Annotated in this window: 16 protein-coding genes; 2 read left to right on the forward strand and 14 right to left on the reverse strand. The window is 72.9% G+C overall.

The features are described from left to right. Positions 1-81: 81 nt before the first annotated feature. From ACFVUY_RS37670 to ACFVUY_RS37680, 3 genes are all read right to left on the reverse strand, one after another. On the reverse strand, positions 82-285 hold the full coding sequence (locus ACFVUY_RS37670) for a hypothetical protein (RefSeq protein WP_045702518.1): 204 nt from the start codon (positions 283-285) through the stop codon (positions 82-84). A gap of 423 nt (positions 286-708) precedes the next feature. Further along, entirely contained in the window at positions 709-1,008 is a 300-nt protein-coding gene (locus ACFVUY_RS37675) for an acylphosphatase (RefSeq protein WP_359900575.1), read from the reverse strand. A gap of 148 nt (positions 1,009-1,156) precedes the next feature. Further along, entirely contained in the window at positions 1,157-2,503 is a 1,347-nt protein-coding gene (locus ACFVUY_RS37680) for a hypothetical protein (protein ID WP_387736630.1), read from the reverse strand. 320 nt (positions 2,504-2,823) lie between these two features. On the opposite strand from ACFVUY_RS37680, the gene ACFVUY_RS37685 reads away from it, so the two are divergent. Next, the gene (locus ACFVUY_RS37685; protein WP_359900571.1) at positions 2,824-3,744 is read left to right on the forward strand and encodes a hypothetical protein; all 921 of its coding nucleotides are present in this window, start codon (positions 2,824-2,826) and stop codon (positions 3,742-3,744) included. A gap of 9 nt (positions 3,745-3,753) precedes the next feature. Here the strand turns inward: ACFVUY_RS37685 and mutM are convergent, their stop codons facing one another. The 10 genes from mutM to ACFVUY_RS37735 form a co-directional block, all read right to left on the reverse strand. Continuing rightward, entirely contained in the window at positions 3,754-4,674 is a 921-nt protein-coding gene (gene mutM / locus ACFVUY_RS37690; RefSeq protein WP_387693660.1) for a bifunctional DNA-formamidopyrimidine glycosylase/DNA-(apurinic or apyrimidinic site) lyase, read from the reverse strand. A 54-nt stretch (positions 4,675-4,728) separates the two neighbouring features. After that, positions 4,729-5,520: a ribonuclease III gene (gene rnc, locus ACFVUY_RS37695; RefSeq protein WP_387693659.1), complete on the reverse strand. Its 792-nt coding sequence runs from the start codon at positions 5,518-5,520 to the stop codon at positions 4,729-4,731. Between the two features lie 20 nt (positions 5,521-5,540). Next, positions 5,541-5,714, reverse strand: coding sequence for a 50S ribosomal protein L32 (rpmF, locus tag ACFVUY_RS37700; RefSeq protein ID WP_030056747.1), 174 nt, complete (start codon positions 5,712-5,714; stop codon positions 5,541-5,543). A 2-nt stretch (positions 5,715-5,716) separates the two neighbouring features. Beyond that, complete coding sequence (locus ACFVUY_RS37705; protein ID WP_387693658.1) at positions 5,717-6,361, reverse strand: YceD family protein; 645 nt, start codon at positions 6,359-6,361, stop codon at positions 5,717-5,719. 173 nt (positions 6,362-6,534) lie between these two features. Beyond that, on the reverse strand, positions 6,535-7,728 hold the full coding sequence (locus ACFVUY_RS37710) for an ATP synthase F0 subunit B (RefSeq protein WP_387736631.1): 1,194 nt from the start codon (positions 7,726-7,728) through the stop codon (positions 6,535-6,537). A 186-nt stretch (positions 7,729-7,914) separates the two neighbouring features. Then, on the reverse strand, positions 7,915-8,406 hold the full coding sequence (gene coaD, locus ACFVUY_RS37715; protein WP_387693656.1) for a pantetheine-phosphate adenylyltransferase: 492 nt from the start codon (positions 8,404-8,406) through the stop codon (positions 7,915-7,917). Positions 8,407-8,455: 49 nt separating this feature from the next. Further along, positions 8,456-9,040, reverse strand: a complete 585-nt coding sequence (gene rsmD, locus ACFVUY_RS37720) for a 16S rRNA (guanine(966)-N(2))-methyltransferase RsmD (protein ID WP_387693655.1) — start codon at positions 9,038-9,040, stop codon at positions 8,456-8,458. 90 nt (positions 9,041-9,130) lie between these two features. After that, entirely contained in the window at positions 9,131-9,664 is a 534-nt protein-coding gene (locus ACFVUY_RS37725; protein WP_387693654.1) for a hypothetical protein, read from the reverse strand. A gap of 103 nt (positions 9,665-9,767) precedes the next feature. Next, on the reverse strand, positions 9,768-11,999 hold the full coding sequence (recG, locus tag ACFVUY_RS37730) for an ATP-dependent DNA helicase RecG (RefSeq protein ID WP_387736632.1): 2,232 nt from the start codon (positions 11,997-11,999) through the stop codon (positions 9,768-9,770). 39 nt (positions 12,000-12,038) lie between these two features. Further along, complete coding sequence (locus ACFVUY_RS37735; protein ID WP_387736633.1) at positions 12,039-13,670, reverse strand: DAK2 domain-containing protein; 1,632 nt, start codon at positions 13,668-13,670, stop codon at positions 12,039-12,041. A 282-nt stretch (positions 13,671-13,952) separates the two neighbouring features. Between ACFVUY_RS37735 and rpmB the strand changes: the two genes are divergently transcribed. Continuing rightward, the gene (rpmB, locus tag ACFVUY_RS37740; protein WP_014138233.1) at positions 13,953-14,138 is read left to right on the forward strand and encodes a 50S ribosomal protein L28; all 186 of its coding nucleotides are present in this window, start codon (positions 13,953-13,955) and stop codon (positions 14,136-14,138) included. Between the two features lie 153 nt (positions 14,139-14,291). Here rpmB and thiD read toward each other — a convergent pair whose 3' ends face one another. Then, positions 14,292-15,152, reverse strand: a complete 861-nt coding sequence (gene thiD, locus ACFVUY_RS37745) for a bifunctional hydroxymethylpyrimidine kinase/phosphomethylpyrimidine kinase (RefSeq protein WP_387693651.1) — start codon at positions 15,150-15,152, stop codon at positions 14,292-14,294. Positions 15,153-15,171: the final 19 nt, after the last annotated feature.

A 15,171-nucleotide genomic window follows, 5' to 3' on the forward strand; every position in this document is an offset into this window, starting at 1 on the left:
TCCGGGCGTCCCTTGCAAGCTGCGTCCCTTTCGGGGCGGCTCAGTGCACAGCGGCGTCGATCTGCGAGGACCGGGCGGGACTCAGGTGAGAGCCGGCTCCCGCTGATCCAGATCGATGCTGTTGAGCAGCGAGTGCTCGTCAGCGACAGCGGTCAGAGCGTCGTTCTCAGCCTGCATCCGAAGGAGCTCGGCTTCAAGGTCCTGGACGCGCTGCTGAAGCCGTCGCATCTCGGAGAGCATTCGCGGGTCGGGGCCGCCGACGTACCCGAGAAGCGCCTTTGCCATGATGAATGGTCCTCCACGCTGAGTGACCGAACCGGAACGGTCCAGGTCTAGGGGGAAGGGGGACGCACGCGCGGCGCGTCACCGGAAGTGCTGGCTGGGCACTACGGCACAACCACCGTGAGCTGGGCTCACGGGGGCATGCGCCTGCCGGGAGAACGCGGTCGTGTGCGCGGGCTTCCAGCGTCTCACCAAAGACGGAAAGGGTCAACACGATCACCGCACGCTACCGCGCCCCTGTCACCTGCCCGGCGGTGTCGTCACGCCTGGGGGTCTCGGGACGGGTCCACCATGTGCTCGTGGATCATCGTTCGATGCGGAGTCAACCACGAGTCTGCCCGGATGGCAACCTCGTGACACCGCCGGTTCCGGATCTTTTCCCGGAACGCCGCACCCCGGTTCGCCGGAGCTCCGGCCCGGGGCGGTTCAGCGGATCTCGAAACCCTCGTAACCGGGGCCGACGGCCGTCCAGATCTCGGTGACCCCGCTGACGTTCCCCGGGGTCCCCGGGCCGCGCAGCCGGGCCAGCAGCTGTTCGCAGTCGGCCGCGAGTCCCTCGGCCACCACCTGCACCCGGCCGTCGCCGAGGTTGCCGGCGTAGCCGGTCAGGCCGATCTCCAGCGCCCGTGCCCTGGTCCACCAGCGGAACCCGACCTGCTGGACCTTCCCCCGGACCCAGGCGGTCACCCGGACCGGTTCCTCACTGTGGGCGTCGCGACCGTGCATGCCCCCGACCTTAGGACACGCCCCGACGGCCCGCGCGCCCGGCCACCGCCCGGCCGGCCCGCCCCGCGCACGCCGGCCGGGACGAGGACGTCAGCGGCCCCGCCGGTGTTCCGGCGGGGCCGCTGACGTGGACGGTCGGTGCCGCGGATTACCAGTCCCCGCCGCCGAAGTCGCCGCCACCGCCGAAGTCGCCACCGCCGCCGAAATCGCCGCCGCCGCTGAAGTCGGCCGGGTTGAAGTCGGCGCCGGTGTAGTCGCCGCCCTCGTACTGGTCCTGGTAGCCGCCGCCCATCATCGGCGCCGCCGCGTAGGCCGGGGAGCTCATCATCGAGCCGAGCATGGTGCCGACCAGCAGGCCGGGCAGCAGGCCGCCGCCGAAGCCGCTGTAGTAGCCGCCCGCGTACGGGGCGTACGCCGGGCCGGCGTTCCAGTACGGCTGCGGGCCCTGGTCGGTGTCGACGGTGCGGATCGCCGGGTCGAGGCCGGCCGCCACGCGGTCCGCGTCGGCCTGGCAGACCGGCACGGAGCGGGGGGAGCCGCCGGCCGGGGCCCAGTCCACGTCCTTGACGGACGGGCCGTGCCGCGGGTCCATGAAGCACGGGGGACGGCGCTCGGGCAGCGGCCGCTTGTCCCGCCGGGCGGCCAGGGTGGCCAGCGAGAAGCGGCCGTCCTCGATCGCCTCGGTGACCTGCTTGACGTCCTCGGGCTTCTTCGCCTCGTCCATCAGCCGCTTGGACTTCTCGTACGAGTCCAGGGCGTGGCTGTAGTCGGTGCGCTGGGCGTCGTCGGCGTCGGCCGCGGCCGGGCTGAAGTCGAGCCGCTCCAGTTCGACGCCGAAGGCGGTGATGTCCTCGTCCACGACCCGGCGCAGCTGCTCCAGCTCGGCCCGGGCCTGCTCCTCCTTGCGCTTCTTGGCGCGGCGGAACAGCAGGAAGACGCCGGTGCCGGCGAGCGCGACCAGCACGAGCGGGATGACCACCCAGGCGATCGAGGTGCTGTGGTTGACCCCGGTGCCCTTGGTCTGCGGGACGGCCTGGTCGACGAAGGAGTTCAGGGTGGCGTCGATGTCGCCGCCGTTCGACCGGAAGGCCGCCCCGGCGATGCGCTGCGGCTGGCCCGCGCCCATCGCGCCGCGGTCGCCGCCGGCGTCGAACTTGTCGCCGTGCCAGACCGCGTAGACGCCGTCGATGCCCACCAGGGTGCGGAAGTCCTGGAGGTTGCTCTTCGCGTAGGCCGGAGAGTCGGGGATCACCGCGATGAAGATCGGCTTGTCGGCCTTGTCGATCTTCTTGGTCAGGGCGTCGGCCCGGTCCTGGCTGAAGCGGCTCGTCATGGCCGGGTCGACGTAGACCCGGCCCTTCTTCAGGGAGGCCGCGGCGTCGCTCAGTCCGCCGGCCGCCGAGGCCGCCGGCGCCAGCAGGAGCAGCAGCCCGAGCAGCGCCGCCACCAGGGCAAGCGGCCCGGCGCCCCGGGAACGTCGTGCAAGGGTTCTCATGCCCCCGACGCTACCGTGACCGGCCCCGGAGCACGCCATACCCTTCGCATACTGGTACTGACAAGGCTCCCCGCCGTCCGCCGGGTCCGCTCCCCTCCTCGGGGATGATGTTTCCCCCAGCCGTCCCCGAGACGGGGCCCGCGCGGGAACCGGCTGCGGCCCCCGGACGTACGTTCCGGCAGGCCCGGCCCGGTTCCGGGGTACTCCGGGGGGCGTGCCGACCGTACCGTGCGAACGGGCATAGTGGTCCCGAACCACCGGCCCCATTGCCCTTTCTTTACTCAGCCAATCCTTGACTCGACTCCCGATCGGAGCACTCGGTGATCATCGGCCTCGTCACCGCCGTGGCGGCATCCGCCTGCTACGGCACCGGCTCGGTCCTCCAGGCCGTCGGATCCCGCCGCTCCGCCCGGGAGGAGGCCGCCAAGGGCGCCACCACCTCGACCACCGAGCACGGCGGCCCGAGCCTGTCCTCGACCGCGAAGGCCGCCGTCACCTGGGAGTTCATCCTCGGCACGGTGCTCGACCTGATCGGTTTCGGGCTCGGTGCGCTGGCCGCCCGGCTGCTGCCGCTGTTCCTCTCCCAGACCATCATCAGCGCCAACCTGGTGATCACCGCGGTGCTCAGCATCAAGCTGCTGGGCATCCGGCTCAAGCAGCTGGAGTGGGCCTCGATCGCCGTTCTCTGCTCGGCGCTGGTGCTGCTGGCCGTCTCGGCCGGACCGGAGGGCGGCCACCACGTGGCGATGTCCTTCCACTGGTGGCTGCTGATCGTCACCACCGTGCTGCTGGTCGGCGGCAGCCTGCTGGTGCGGCGGATGGGCGCCAACGGCGCGATCGTCGCCGGCCTGCTCTCCGGCCTCGGCTTCGGCGCCCTGGGCGTCGGGGTGCGCATTCTCAACGGCATCGAGCCGTTCGACATCGGTTCGCTGCTCTCCGACCCGGCGCTGTACGCGGTCCTGGTCGGCGGCATCGGCGGGATGTACATCCACACCGTGGCGCTCCAGATCGGCTCGGTCAACGGCGCGACCGCCGCGCTGGTGGTCGGCGAGACGGTGCTGCCCGGCGCGGTCGGCGTGCTCTGGCTCGGCGACTCCTCCAAGGCCGGTCTGGGCTGGCTCGGCGTGATCGGCTTCCTGCTCGCGGTGGTCGCCGCGGTCGGGGTGGCCTACTTCGGCCAGGACACCCACGGCACGCCCGGGGAGCCGGCCGCCGAGGAGCCCGAACTCACCCGCAAGTAGCGCGGGGCCTCAGCCCCCGCCGCTGGTGCGCGGCACGCGCTGGCAGCGGGGGCAGAAGTAGCTGGAGCGGTTCATCCAGGCCGCCCGCCGGATCGGGGTGCCGCAGCGGCGGCAGGGCTCCTGCTCGCGGCCATAGGCGTCGAGGTCCCGGGAGAAGTAGCCGCTCTCGCCGTTCACGTTGACGTAGAGGCTGTCGAAGCTGGTGCCGCCGACGGCGAGCGCCGCGGTCATCACGTCCCGGGCGGCGGCCAGCAGCAGCAGGGCCTGCGGGCGGGTGAGCGTCGCGGTCGGGCGGTCGTAGTGCAGCCTGGAGCGCCACAGCGCCTCGTCGGCGTAGATGTTGCCGACGCCGCTGATCAGGGTCTGGTCGAGCAGGGCGCGCTTGACGGTGGTCCGCTTGGCGCGCAGCGCGGCCGCGAAGGCGGCGTCGTCGAAGCGCGGGTCGAGCGGGTCGCGGGCGATGTGCGCGATCGAGACCGGGGTGCCCTCGGGGTCCCCGTCCTCGGCCTCCTCGACCGCCAGGCCGCCGAAGGTCCGCTGGTCGACGAAGCGCAGTTCGCGCCCGCCGTCGGCGAAGCGCAGCCGCACCCGCAGGTGCGTCTCGTCGGGTACGGACGGGTCCTGGACGAGGAGTTGGCCGCTCATCCCGAGGTGGCCGATCAGCGAGAATCCTCCCCCAGCCTCCGGCCGGGGGGACCCCCACCCGGCCTCCGGCCTCCCGGTGCCGGCCAGCGGCACCCACAGGTACTTGCCGCGCCGCTGCGCGGTGCCGAGGGTGGTGCCGGTCAGCCGGGCGGTGAAGTCGGCCGCGCCGGCCGGCTGGCGGCGCACCGCGCGCGGGTGCAGCACCTCGACGTCGGCGACGGTTCGCCCGGCGACCCAGTTGGCCAGACCACGGCGGACGACCTCGACCTCGGGAAGTTCGGGCACGGGAAGACGCCTCCTGCTCGGTACGGTTCGGCAGGAGTGAAGGCTACTCGGAGGTCACGCCCCGGCGGGCAGCCGGTCGGCGTACTTGTCCTTGATCGCGCGCCAGGCGCTCTCGGCGGCCTTCTGCTCGGCTTCCTTCTTCGAGCGGCCGACGCCGCTGCCGAAGTCCTCGCCGGCCACCCGGGCCGCCGCGGTGAAGGTCTTCTCGTGGTCCGGACCGGATTCCATGACCACGTACTCGGGCACTCCGATGCCCACCGAGGCGGTGAGCTCCTGGAGGCTGGTCTTCCAGTCCAGGCCGGCGCCCAGCTGAGAGGACTCCTCGATCAGCGGGTCGAACAGTCGGTGGACGAACTCGGTGGCCGCGTCCAGGCCCTGGTCCAGGTAGACGGCGCCGATCACGGCCTCGACGGTGTCGGCGAGGATCGACGACTTGTCGCGGCCGCCGGTACCCTCCTCGCCCTTGCCGAGGCGGATGAACGTGCCGAGCTCCAGGCCGCGGCCGACGTCCGCGAGCGCGCGGGAGTTGACCACCGCGGCGCGCAGTTTGGCGAGCGTGCCCTCCGGGACGTCCGGGTGGACGCGGTAGAGGGTGTCGGTCACCACGAGGCCCAGCACCGAGTCGCCGAGGAACTCCAGGCGCTCGTTGGTGGGCAGCCCGCCGTTCTCGTACGCGTACGAGCGGTGGGTCAGGGCACGCACCAGAAGGGCGCGCTCGAGCGTGTACCCGAGGCGCCCTTCCAGGACGTCGTATTCGGTCGAAGCCGGCCCGCCGGCCTTGCCGCCGCCCGAAGAGGAACCCTTCGGGGCGATGGACGCCTTGCGGGTGGAGTTACCGTCCGACATCGATCCGTACACCCCGCCGATCAGACCGAGAGGACCTGGCGACGGTTGTACGTGCCGCAGCTCGGGCACGCGATGTGGCCCAGCTTCGGCTCGTGGCAGCGGTCGCACGCCACGAGGGCCGGGACAACGGCCTTCCAGTTGGACCGACGGTGGCGCGTGTTGCTGCGCGACATCTTCCGCTTCGGAACAGCCACGGCTACTTCTCCTGGTTCTCGGCGAGACCCTCACGGGTGTCGCTGTTCTTAGATCCGTCACCCTCGTCGCCGGGGGCGGCGGAGAGTCCCTGCAGAGCCGCCCACCGGGGGTCGACGGCATCGTGGTGGTGCGCCGGGTCGTCGCTCAGGCGCGCTCCGCACTCGGAGCACAGGCCCAGGCAGTCTTCCTGGCACACCGGCTGCAGCGGCAGTGCGAGCACCACCGCGTCACGCAGCACCGGCCGGAGGTCGAAGAAGTCGCCCTCCAGACGGTAAGTCTCTTCTTCCGAGTCCTCGTCGAGGTCCTCGGCCCCGGCGGTCCGGGCGCGATGGCGCTCGTCGGACTCCGGGTAGTAGTACAGCTCCTGGAAGTCCACGTCGATGTCGAACGCGACGGGCTCCAGGCACCGGACGCACTCGCCCTCGACGCGGGTCTCGGCGGTGCCGGTGACCAGCACGCCCTCGACCACGGACTCCAGGCGGAGCTCCAGCTCGATCGGGCTCTTCTCCGGCACGCCGATCACGTCGATGATCCCGAAGCCCTCCGGGGCCTCCAGGGTCCGGCTCACCTTGCGCATCGAGCCCGGACGCCGACCGAGCTCGTGCGTGTCGAACACGAGGGGGTCGCGGTGGTCGAGGCGGTTCACGGTGTCCTGACTTCCATAGGAATTCAACGAAGCGTCCCCATACAAGTCGGCGCTGCGAGGGCAAGCCAACGGCCGGACATGGGGAGGCCGGAGTGGTCAGACTACCGGAGTCTCCCGTCAGGCCCAACTTCGGTCCCGTCGGGAGACTCCCCCGCGGCCATGCCGGGGCCGGTTCAGCGGCCGCCGAGCTCCCGCAGCCTGGTCATGTCGATCATGCTGGTGTCGAAGAAGCTGGTCTCGTCCAGACCCTGCCCCTGCGCCTGGCCCTGGCCCTGCTGCTGGCCCTGCTGCTGGTGCGGCACGGCCGGCGGGGTGGCCGGCGGCTGGGGGTAGGTGTAGCCCTCGTACGACTGCGCGGGGTAGCCCTGCTGCTGGGGATATCCGTAGCCACCCTGCTGCTGGTCCGGGTAGCCCTGCTGCTGGTAGCCGTCCTGCTGCCCGCCCCACTGGGCGTTGTACGGGTCGCCCTGGCCGGCCGGGTCGTAGCCGCCGCCGTACACCTCGGCGTACTGCCCGCCGGGCTGCTGGGCGGCCGCGTACTGGTCGGTGCCGGGGGCCTGCCAGCCGGCCGCGGCCGGGGTCTGCTCCGGCCAGGTCTGCTGCTGCGGGACGTCCTCGCGGTACCAGGCGATGTCCCCGCCGTCGGGGTCGTGGGCGAAGCCCGCCGCCACCGCCTCGGCCCGCTCCTTGGCCTCCTGGGCCTGGTCGGCGGCGGCCAGGTAGGCGCCCAGCTCGTCGATGGGCCGCTTGCCGAGCAGCTTGTCCCGGCCCTTGCCGACCGCCTCCAGGGTGGCGCCGAGCACGTTCTCCAGGGTGGCGAGCTTCACATCGACGTACTCGTCCACCTCGGGGCTCGGGCTGATCCGCTGCGGGCGGAACTCCTCGCCGTCGCCCTCGCCCTCGGACTCGGTCTCGAAGACGCTGGAGTCGCCGCGCAGCTTGGTGCGGCCGCGGCCGACCGCGCCGAGCGTCTTGGTCAGCACGACCTCGAAGTTGGCGAGCTTGCTGTCCACGTAGTCGTCGGCCTCGGCCCGCTTGGCGTCGACCTCGGCGCGCGCCTCGGCGAGGATCCGGTCGGCCTGGGCCTGGGCCTGGCGGACCACCTCGGTGTCCGAGATCAGCGAGCCGCGCTCGGCGTGCGCGCCCTGGATGATCCGCTCGGCCTGGGCCTGGGCACCCGCCACCACCTGCTCGTGGTCGGCCATCACCGACTGGGCCTGGGCGAGTTCGGCGGGCAGGGCCGACCTGAGGTTGTTGAGCAGGCCGATCAGCTCGGCCCGGTTCACCACGCAGGAGGCCGACATCGGCATCGAGCGGGCGTTCTCGACCGCCGCCACGATCTCGTCGACCTTGTTCTGCACGTCCACGGGGCTTCGTCTTTCCGTGTGCCGCCGACGGTCCGGCGGAGGCAGGCCCGACGCGGTGAACCTCACCGCGGGGCAGGAGTACAGACTGTACGGCCCCTGCCGGGCGGGGTCACAACGCCTGCGCCGAACCGGTCTGCCGCCCTCGGGACAATCCATGACGAACCGGCAGAAGCGGACAGGCGGCGCCTACTGCTCGGCCTTGCGCTCCGCGATCCGCTCCACCAGCCGGCGGTGCACCGTCTCCGGCAGCAGGTGCGAGACGTCGCCGCCGTACGAGGCGACCTCCTTGACCAGCGTCGAGGAGAGGAAGCTGTACGTCGGCGAGGTCGGCACGAACAGCGTCTCCACCCCGGTCAGGCCGTGGTTCATCTGGGCCATCTGGAGCTCGTAGTCGAAATCGCTGACCGCGCGCAGGCCCTTGATGATCGCGGGGATGCCGCGGTCCCGGCAGAAGTCCACCAGCAGGCCGTGGTGCGACTCGACCACCAGGTTCCCGAAGCCGGCGGTGACCTCCTCGATCAGGCCGATCCGCTCCTCGACGGTGAACATGCCCTGCTTGTTCCGGTTGATCAGGACCGCGACATGCACCACGTCGTACAGCTTCGAGGCCCGCCCGATGATGTCGAGGTGACCGTTGGTGATCGGGTCGAACGAACCAGGACAGACGGCTCGGCGCATGGCGTGTGTGCTCCCTCGTGGGGTGACGGCTGCTGCGGGCCGCGGCCCGCTACTTCTGCTCACCGGCCGCGGCGGCGGCGCGACCGTACCAGAGCGTGCCCTCGCCGTAGCGGCGGGAGCGCAGTTCCTCGAAACCCCCGGGCCAGTCGAACCCACCGCCGCGGGTGCTGCGCTCCACGGTGACGAGTGCGTCGTCCGCGAGCCAGCCCCCGGCCAGGAGTGTGATCAGCATCTCGCGGACCTCCTCGTCCGTCACCACGTACGGCGGGTCGAGGAAGACCAGGTCGTACGGGCTCTGCGGGGGCGGGCCGGCGATCACCTTCTCCGCCCTGGCGGCCCGCACCTCGGCCCCGGGCAGGCCGATCGTCCGGACGTTCTCCCGGATCACCCGGGCCGCCTGGCCGTCCGCCTCGACCAGCAGGACGTGCTCGGCGCCGCGCGACAGCGCCTCCAGTCCGACCGCGCCCGATCCGCCGAACAGGTCCAGCATCCGGATCCCCTGCAGGGTGCCGCGCAGCGCCTCCAGGGTGGAGAACATCGCCTCGCGGGCCTTGTCGGAGGTCGGGCGGGTGCCCCGGCCGGGCGGTACGGCCAGTCGGCGGCCGCCGGCCGCCCCGGCGATCACGCGGGTCATGGTGGTGGGAGGTCCTTTCGTCGCTGCCCGACCACGCTATACGGCGCAGGCCCCGCCGGGCTTACCGGCAGGGCCTGCGGGGAGTACGGGTCAGCTCGCCTCGGAGCCCGCCGCCTGGGGCGGCAGGGCCGCGCCGAGCAGGGCCGGCGAGGCGTAGCGGGACCAGGACAGGCAGCCGTCGGGCGGGCAGAACTCGGGGCGGCGCGGGTCGTGCCCGAGCTCGCGCAGCTTGGTCCGGACGGAGTCGGGCGTGCGGCCGAACCGGGCGGCGACCCGGGCGATGGTCTCGCCGTCGTGGAAGCGCCGGACCAGTTCCTCCTCGTGCTGCGGCACCCAGGGGGCGCCGTGGCCGGGGTACAGCTCGCGCAGCACGTCGCGGTCGGGGATGGGCTCGGAGACGTCGGCGACGATCGCCAGCGCCCGCAGCGCGCGGTTGAGCGCGATCCGCAGCGAGGCGACGTCCTCGACCGGCAGGCGGAGCTTGCCCGAGGCGAGCGGTGCGGCGGCCGCCCCCTCGCGCCAGCCGGTCAGGGTGAGGGTGACCTCGCGGTCGTCGTCGCTGGCGAGTTCGATCCGGAAGACCTTGTCGCCCAGCGGGAGCTCGTTGAGATGACGGAATGCCATGGCATGACCCCCAAGTGTCGTGCCAGGTACGCACCTTGGAGGTGCGTCCTGAACAACTCCATTCTCTCCCGGGGGTCTGACAATCCGACCCCCGAAGGGCCGGTCAGCCCTTCTCCATGTAGGCCGCGCGGTCCTCGTCGAGCAGGCTCTCCAGCGCGGTGCGCAGCTCCGGGTGGGCGGCCAGGTTCGGGTCCTCGGCGACCAGCCGGGTGGCCTCGGTGCGGGCGGTGAGGATGACCTCCTCGTCCTCCAGCACCGAGAGCACCTTGAGCGAGGACTTCACCCCGGACTGGGCCTGGCCCAGCACGTCGCCCTCGCGGCGCTGTTCGAGGTCGATCCGGGACAGCTCGAAGCCGTCCAGGGTGCCCGCCACCGCGTCCAGCCGGGCCCGCGCGGCGCTGCCCCCGGGCATGTCGCTGACCAGCAGGCACAGGCCCGCCGCGCTGCCGCGGCCGACCCGGCCGCGCAGCTGGTGGAGCTGGGAGACGCCGAAGCGGTCGGCGTCCATGATGACCATCGCGGTGGAGTTGGGGACGTTGACGCCGACCTCGATCACCGTGGTGGCGACCAGCACGTCCACCTCGCCGGCCGTGAACCGGCGCATCACCTCGTCCTTGGCCTCGGGCGCGAGCCGGCCGTGCAGGATCTCCACCCGCAGGCCGCTCAGCGGGCCCTTCGCCAGCTTCTCGGCCGTCTCCACCACCGAGAGCGGGGGCCGCCGTTCGTCGCTCGCCGCGCCCTCGTCACCGCTCTCGTCGCCGACCTCCTCGAAGTCCTCCACGGCGGCCTTGCGGCGCTTCTTCCCCGGGCCCGCCGCCGGCTCCTCGTCCCCGATCCGGGGACAGACCACGTACGCCTGGTGGCCCTTGGCGACCTCCTCGCGGACCCGCTCCCAGGCCCGGGTGAGGAAGTTGGGCTTCTCCAGCGCCGGGACGACATGGGTGGAGATCGGCGAGCGGCCGGCCGGCAGCTGGTCCAGGACGGAGGTCTCCAGGTCCCCGAAGACCGTCATCGCGACGGTGCGAGGGATCGGGGTGGCCGTCATCACCAGCAGGTGCGGCGGCTGCTCGCCCTTGGCGCGCAGCGCGTCCCGCTGCTCGACGCCGAAGCGGTGCTGCTCGTCCACCACGACCAGGCCGAGGTCCTGGAACTGCACCTTGTCCTCGATCAGCGCGTGGGTGCCGATGGCGATCCCGGCGTCCCCGCAGGCCATGTCGAGCAGCGCCTGCCGGCGGGCGGGGACACCCATCGAGCCGGTCAGCAGCACCACCCGGGTGCCGAGGTCGGAGCCGCCGAGCATGCCGCCCTCGGCGAGGTCCCCCATCATCTCGACGATCGAGCGGTGGTGCTGCTGGGCGAGCACCTCGGTGGGCGCCAGCAGCACCGCCTGGCCGCCCGCGTCCACCACGGCCAGCATGGCGCGCAGCGCGACCAGGGTCTTCCCGGAGCCGACCTCGCCCTGGAGCAGCCGGTGCATCGGGTGGTCGGTGGCGAGGTCGGCGGCGATCTCGGCGCAGACGGACCGCTGGCCCTCGGTGAGGGTGAACGGCAGCCGGGCGTCGAAGGCGTCCAGCAGGCCGCCCTCGCGGGCCCGGCGCGGCTTGGCGGGCAGGGCGGAGTCGGCGGCCCGGCGCTGCGCGAGGGCGACCTGGAGCACGAAGGCCTCGTCCCAGCGCAGCCGGCTCTGGGCCCGCTCGCGGTCGGCGTGGCCGCGCGGGCGGTGGATCAGTTCCAGCGCCTCGGGCAGCGGGATCAGGTCGTGCCGCTCGCGCAGTTCGGCGGGCAGCGGCTCGCCGACGTCGCCGAGGTGCTTGGTGAGCGCGGTCTCGATGCAGATCGACAGCTTCCAGCTGGGCATCTGCGCGCTGGCGCCGTACACCGGGATGAGCCGGCCGGCGAACTGCCGCGCGGCGTCCGACCCGGTGTCCTCGTCGAGCAGCTGGTAGTCCGGCGAGACCAGCTGGCGGGTCCGGTTGAAGACCCCGACCTTTCCGGCGAACAGGCCCTGGGCGCCGGCCTTGAGCTCCTTCTGCCGCCAGCCCTGGTTGAAGAAGACCAGCGAGAGCCGGCTGCGGCCGTCGGTGACCACGACCTCCAGCCGGTCGCCCTTGCGGCCGCGGAACGGGATCAGGGTGACCTTCTCGATCCGGGCCAGCACGGTGACGTGCTCGTCGACCTCCAGCTCGTCCAGGCTGGTGAGCTGGCCGCGTTCGACGTAGCGGCGCGGGTAGTGGTGCAGCAGGTCCCCGACCGTGCGCAGCTTGAGACTGTCGGCGAGCACCTTCGCGGTGCGGTCGCCGACGAGCTTGGTCAGTGGTTCATCGAGAGCGCCCATCAGGCCCCTGTTTACACCAAGGGGCGGACAGAACGGCGGCTACTCCACCCCGATGAGCAGCGGCGCCGGTTCCTGCCCCCCGTGGAAGACCACCGCGTCCACCTCGGGCCGGCGGTGCCGCACGTGGGCGACCAGCCGCTCGGCGAGCGCCTCCTCGGTGCCCTCGCCGAGGATCAGGGTGACGAGTTCGCCGCCCGCCCCGAGCATCCGGTCCAGCACGCTCTCGCCGACCTCGGCCAGCCCGGCACCGATCACCGCGACGTCGCCGTCGATCAGCCCGAGCACGTCCCCGGCCTGGCAGACGCCGGCCATCGTCCAGGACTCCCCCTCGGCGACGGCCAGTTCCGCGTACCGGGTGGCCCCGGCGGCGGAGGTCATGGCGACCACGTCCTCGTCGAAGCGGCGGCCGCCCTCGTGCACCGCGAGCGCCGCCAGTCCCTGCACCGGCGAACGGGTGGGCAGGACGGCGATCCGCACCCCCTCCTCGCGCAGCTGGTCGGCGGCGGCCCCGGCGGCGGCGCGCAGCTCCGGGTCGTTCAGCAGCAGGACGACCTCGCGGGCGGCCGAGCGGCGCACCGCGGCGGCGAGTTCGGCGCTGGCCGGCGGGCGGTCCGGGTCGGCGTGCAGGACGACGGCGCCGGCCTGTTCGCAGAGCTCGGCCAGGCCCTCGCCGGAGACCACCGAGAGCACCGCCCGGGCCCGCTCCTCGCGCTCGCCGGGCTCCGCGGCGGTGCCGGAGCGGGCGGCGGCCTCGGCGAAGTGGGTGATCCGGATCTGGTGCGGGCGCCCGGCCCCGACGCCGGCCTCCACGGCGGCGCCCGCGTCGTCCACGTGGACGTGCACGTTCCACAGGCCGTCGCCGCCGCCGACCACCAGCGAGTCGCCGAGCTCGCCGAGCCGCTCGCGCAGCGCGGGCAGCGCCTCGTCGGGGGCGTCCAGCAGGTAGATGACCTCGAAGGCGGGGTGGCCGGGGCCGGGCGGCCGCAGGTGCGTCTCGCAGCTCTCGACGGCCCGGACGTCCCCGCGCAGCGCGACCGGCCCCATCGGCTGCTGCCCGGCGACGGCGTCGGCGAGCGCGCCGAGGACGGCCACCAGGCCGCGCCCGCCGGCGTCCACGACCCCGTTCTCGGCCAGCACGGCGAGCTGCTCGGGGGTGTGCCGCAGTGCGTCCCGGGCGGCCCGGTGGGCGGTGTCGGCGACCTGCGCGAGCCCGTCCCCGGCCCGGGTCGCCTCCCGGGCGGCGACCCGGGCGACGGTCAGCAGGGTCCCCTCGACGGGCTCCGCGACGGCCTGGTACGCGGAGTCGGCGGCCCGTTGCAGGGCGGCCCGCAGCTGGTCGGCGCCGCCGCCCTCGGCGAGCGTCTCGGCGGTCCCGCGCAGCCACTGGGCGAGGATCACCCCGGAGTTCCCGCGGGCGCCGACCAGCGCGCCGCGGGCCATCGCCCGGACCGTGTCGGCCAGCCCGGGGGCCGTCCCGACGGCGGGGTCGGCGAAGCGGCTCTCCACCTCGGCGGCGGCGGACTCGACGGTCAGATAGAGGTTGGTGCCGGTGTCGCCGTCCGGGACGGGGTAGACGTTGAGCGCGTCGATCTCCTCGCGGGCCTGACCGAGCGCCCGCAGGGCGAGCTGGCACCAGGTGCGCACGGCCGGGGCGTCGAGCGTGTGCAGCACCAGGTCTCCTCCGGATGGGACGCCGCGGTGGCCCGAGGGGCGGCGGCGAGGGGTGATACCGGCAGGTTATCGGGGGGCGGGCGGGGCCGTCCGGGCCGACGACCGGAGCGATCACTCGGCCGGTCATGGTAGTTTCGTGGGACGGAAGCAAGCGTTGTATGCTCTTCCGGTTGCCTGGAACCGTCCAGGCTCACCCCCTCGTCCGGTCTGGTCCACGCGAGTGTTCTGGTGGTCGAGCGGGGTTTTCGAAAGTATCTGATCTGAAGTCTTGGAGTGACTCCTGTGGCTGCCAACTGCGACGTCTGCGGCAAGGGGCCGGGCTTCGGCAACAGCATCTCCCACTCTCACCGCCGTACCCCCCGTCGTTGGAACCCCAACATCCAGACGGTGCGCGCTGTGATTGGGCGGACGCCGAAGCGGCTCAACGTCTGCACCTCGTGCATCAAGGCCGGTAAGGTCTCGCGCTGACGCGCAGACCGGCAAGCCGGTCCTCCAGTGAGCCGGTTCATCCTCGGATGAGCCGGCTTCACTGTTTCCGTGGCCGGCTCTGCCGTTTTCCGGACCCACCGACAGTGGGCGGACTCCCCCCAGGAGCCCGCCCACTGTCGTCTTCCGGGGTCCTCAGCGCCAGCGCCAGGCGTGGTCGACCGGGCCGATGCCGGCGCCCAGGGCGAAGCCCCCGGCGATCGCGCCGGTGATGTACTCCTTGGCCGAGGCCACCGCCCGCGGCAGCGGCTCGCCCTTGGCCAGTCCGGCCGCGATCGCGCTGGCCAGGGTGCAGCCGGTGCCGTGGGTGTGCCGGTTGTCGTAGCGGGGTGCCCGGAACCAGTGCACCTCGTCCGGTCCGCCGTACAGCAGGTCGGCGGCCTCGCCCGGCAGGTGGCCGCCCTTGACCAGCGCCCAGCGCGGCCCGAGGTCGACCAGCGCCCTGGCGGCGTCCAGCATCTGCGACTCGTCCTCGACGGTCAGCCCGGTGAGCTGGGTCACCTCGTGCAGGTTGGGGGTGGCCAGGGTGGCGACCGGCAGCAGCTTCTCGCGGACGGTGGCGACGGCCTCGGCGACCAGCAGCGCGTCCCCGTGCTTGGAGACCCCGACCGGGTCGACCACCACCGGGGCGTCCACCCCGGCCAGCAGCTCGGCGACGGTCTCGACGAGTTCGACCGAGGCGAGCATGCCGGTCTTCACGGCCTGCACCCCGATGTCGTCCACCACGCTGCGGAACTGCGCCCGGACGGCTTCCGCGGGCAGCTCCCAGTAGCCCTGGACGCCGAGCGAGTTCTGCGCGGTGACGGCGGTGATCACGCTCATGCCGTGGACGCCGAGGGCGAGCATCGCCTTGAGGTCGGCCTGGATTCCGGCGCCGCCGCCGGAGTCGGAGCCGGCGACGGTGAGCACCCGGGGAGGCGCGGGGCGGGCGGTGGCGTCGGAGGGGCCGTGCGAAGCGCTTCGGCCGGGGGCGGGGGTGGGAGACGGGAGGGCCATGGGCCCCAACCTACCGGCG

It is taken from the genome of Kitasatospora sp. NPDC058063 (assembly GCF_042885395.1).
Taxonomy (GTDB): Bacteria; Actinomycetota; Actinomycetes; order Streptomycetales; family Streptomycetaceae; genus Kitasatospora; species Kitasatospora lactacystinica.

Coding starts and splice junctions, on each gene's coding strand:
- ACFVUY_RS37670 (WP_045702518.1), bottom strand. CDS start 285: ATGGCAAAGGCGCTTCTCGGGTACGTCGGCGGCCCCGACCCGCGAATG.
- ACFVUY_RS37675 (WP_359900575.1), bottom strand. CDS start 1,008: ATGCACGGTCGCGACGCCCACAGTGAGGAACCGGTCCGGGTGACCGCC.
- ACFVUY_RS37680 (WP_387736630.1), bottom strand. CDS start 2,503: ATGAGAACCCTTGCACGACGTTCCCGGGGCGCCGGGCCGCTTGCCCTG.
- rnc (WP_387693659.1), bottom strand. CDS start 5,520: ATGTCGGACGGTAACTCCACCCGCAAGGCGTCCATCGCCCCGAAGGGT.
- coaD (WP_387693656.1), bottom strand. CDS start 8,406: ATGCGCCGAGCCGTCTGTCCTGGTTCGTTCGACCCGATCACCAACGGT.
- rsmD (WP_387693655.1), bottom strand. CDS start 9,040: ATGACCCGCGTGATCGCCGGGGCGGCCGGCGGCCGCCGACTGGCCGTA.
- ACFVUY_RS37725 (WP_387693654.1), bottom strand. CDS start 9,664: ATGGCATTCCGTCATCTCAACGAGCTCCCGCTGGGCGACAAGGTCTTC.
- recG (WP_387736632.1), bottom strand. CDS start 11,999: ATGGGCGCTCTCGATGAACCACTGACCAAGCTCGTCGGCGACCGCACC.
- thiD (WP_387693651.1), bottom strand. CDS start 15,152: ATGGCCCTCCCGTCTCCCACCCCCGCCCCCGGCCGAAGCGCTTCGCAC.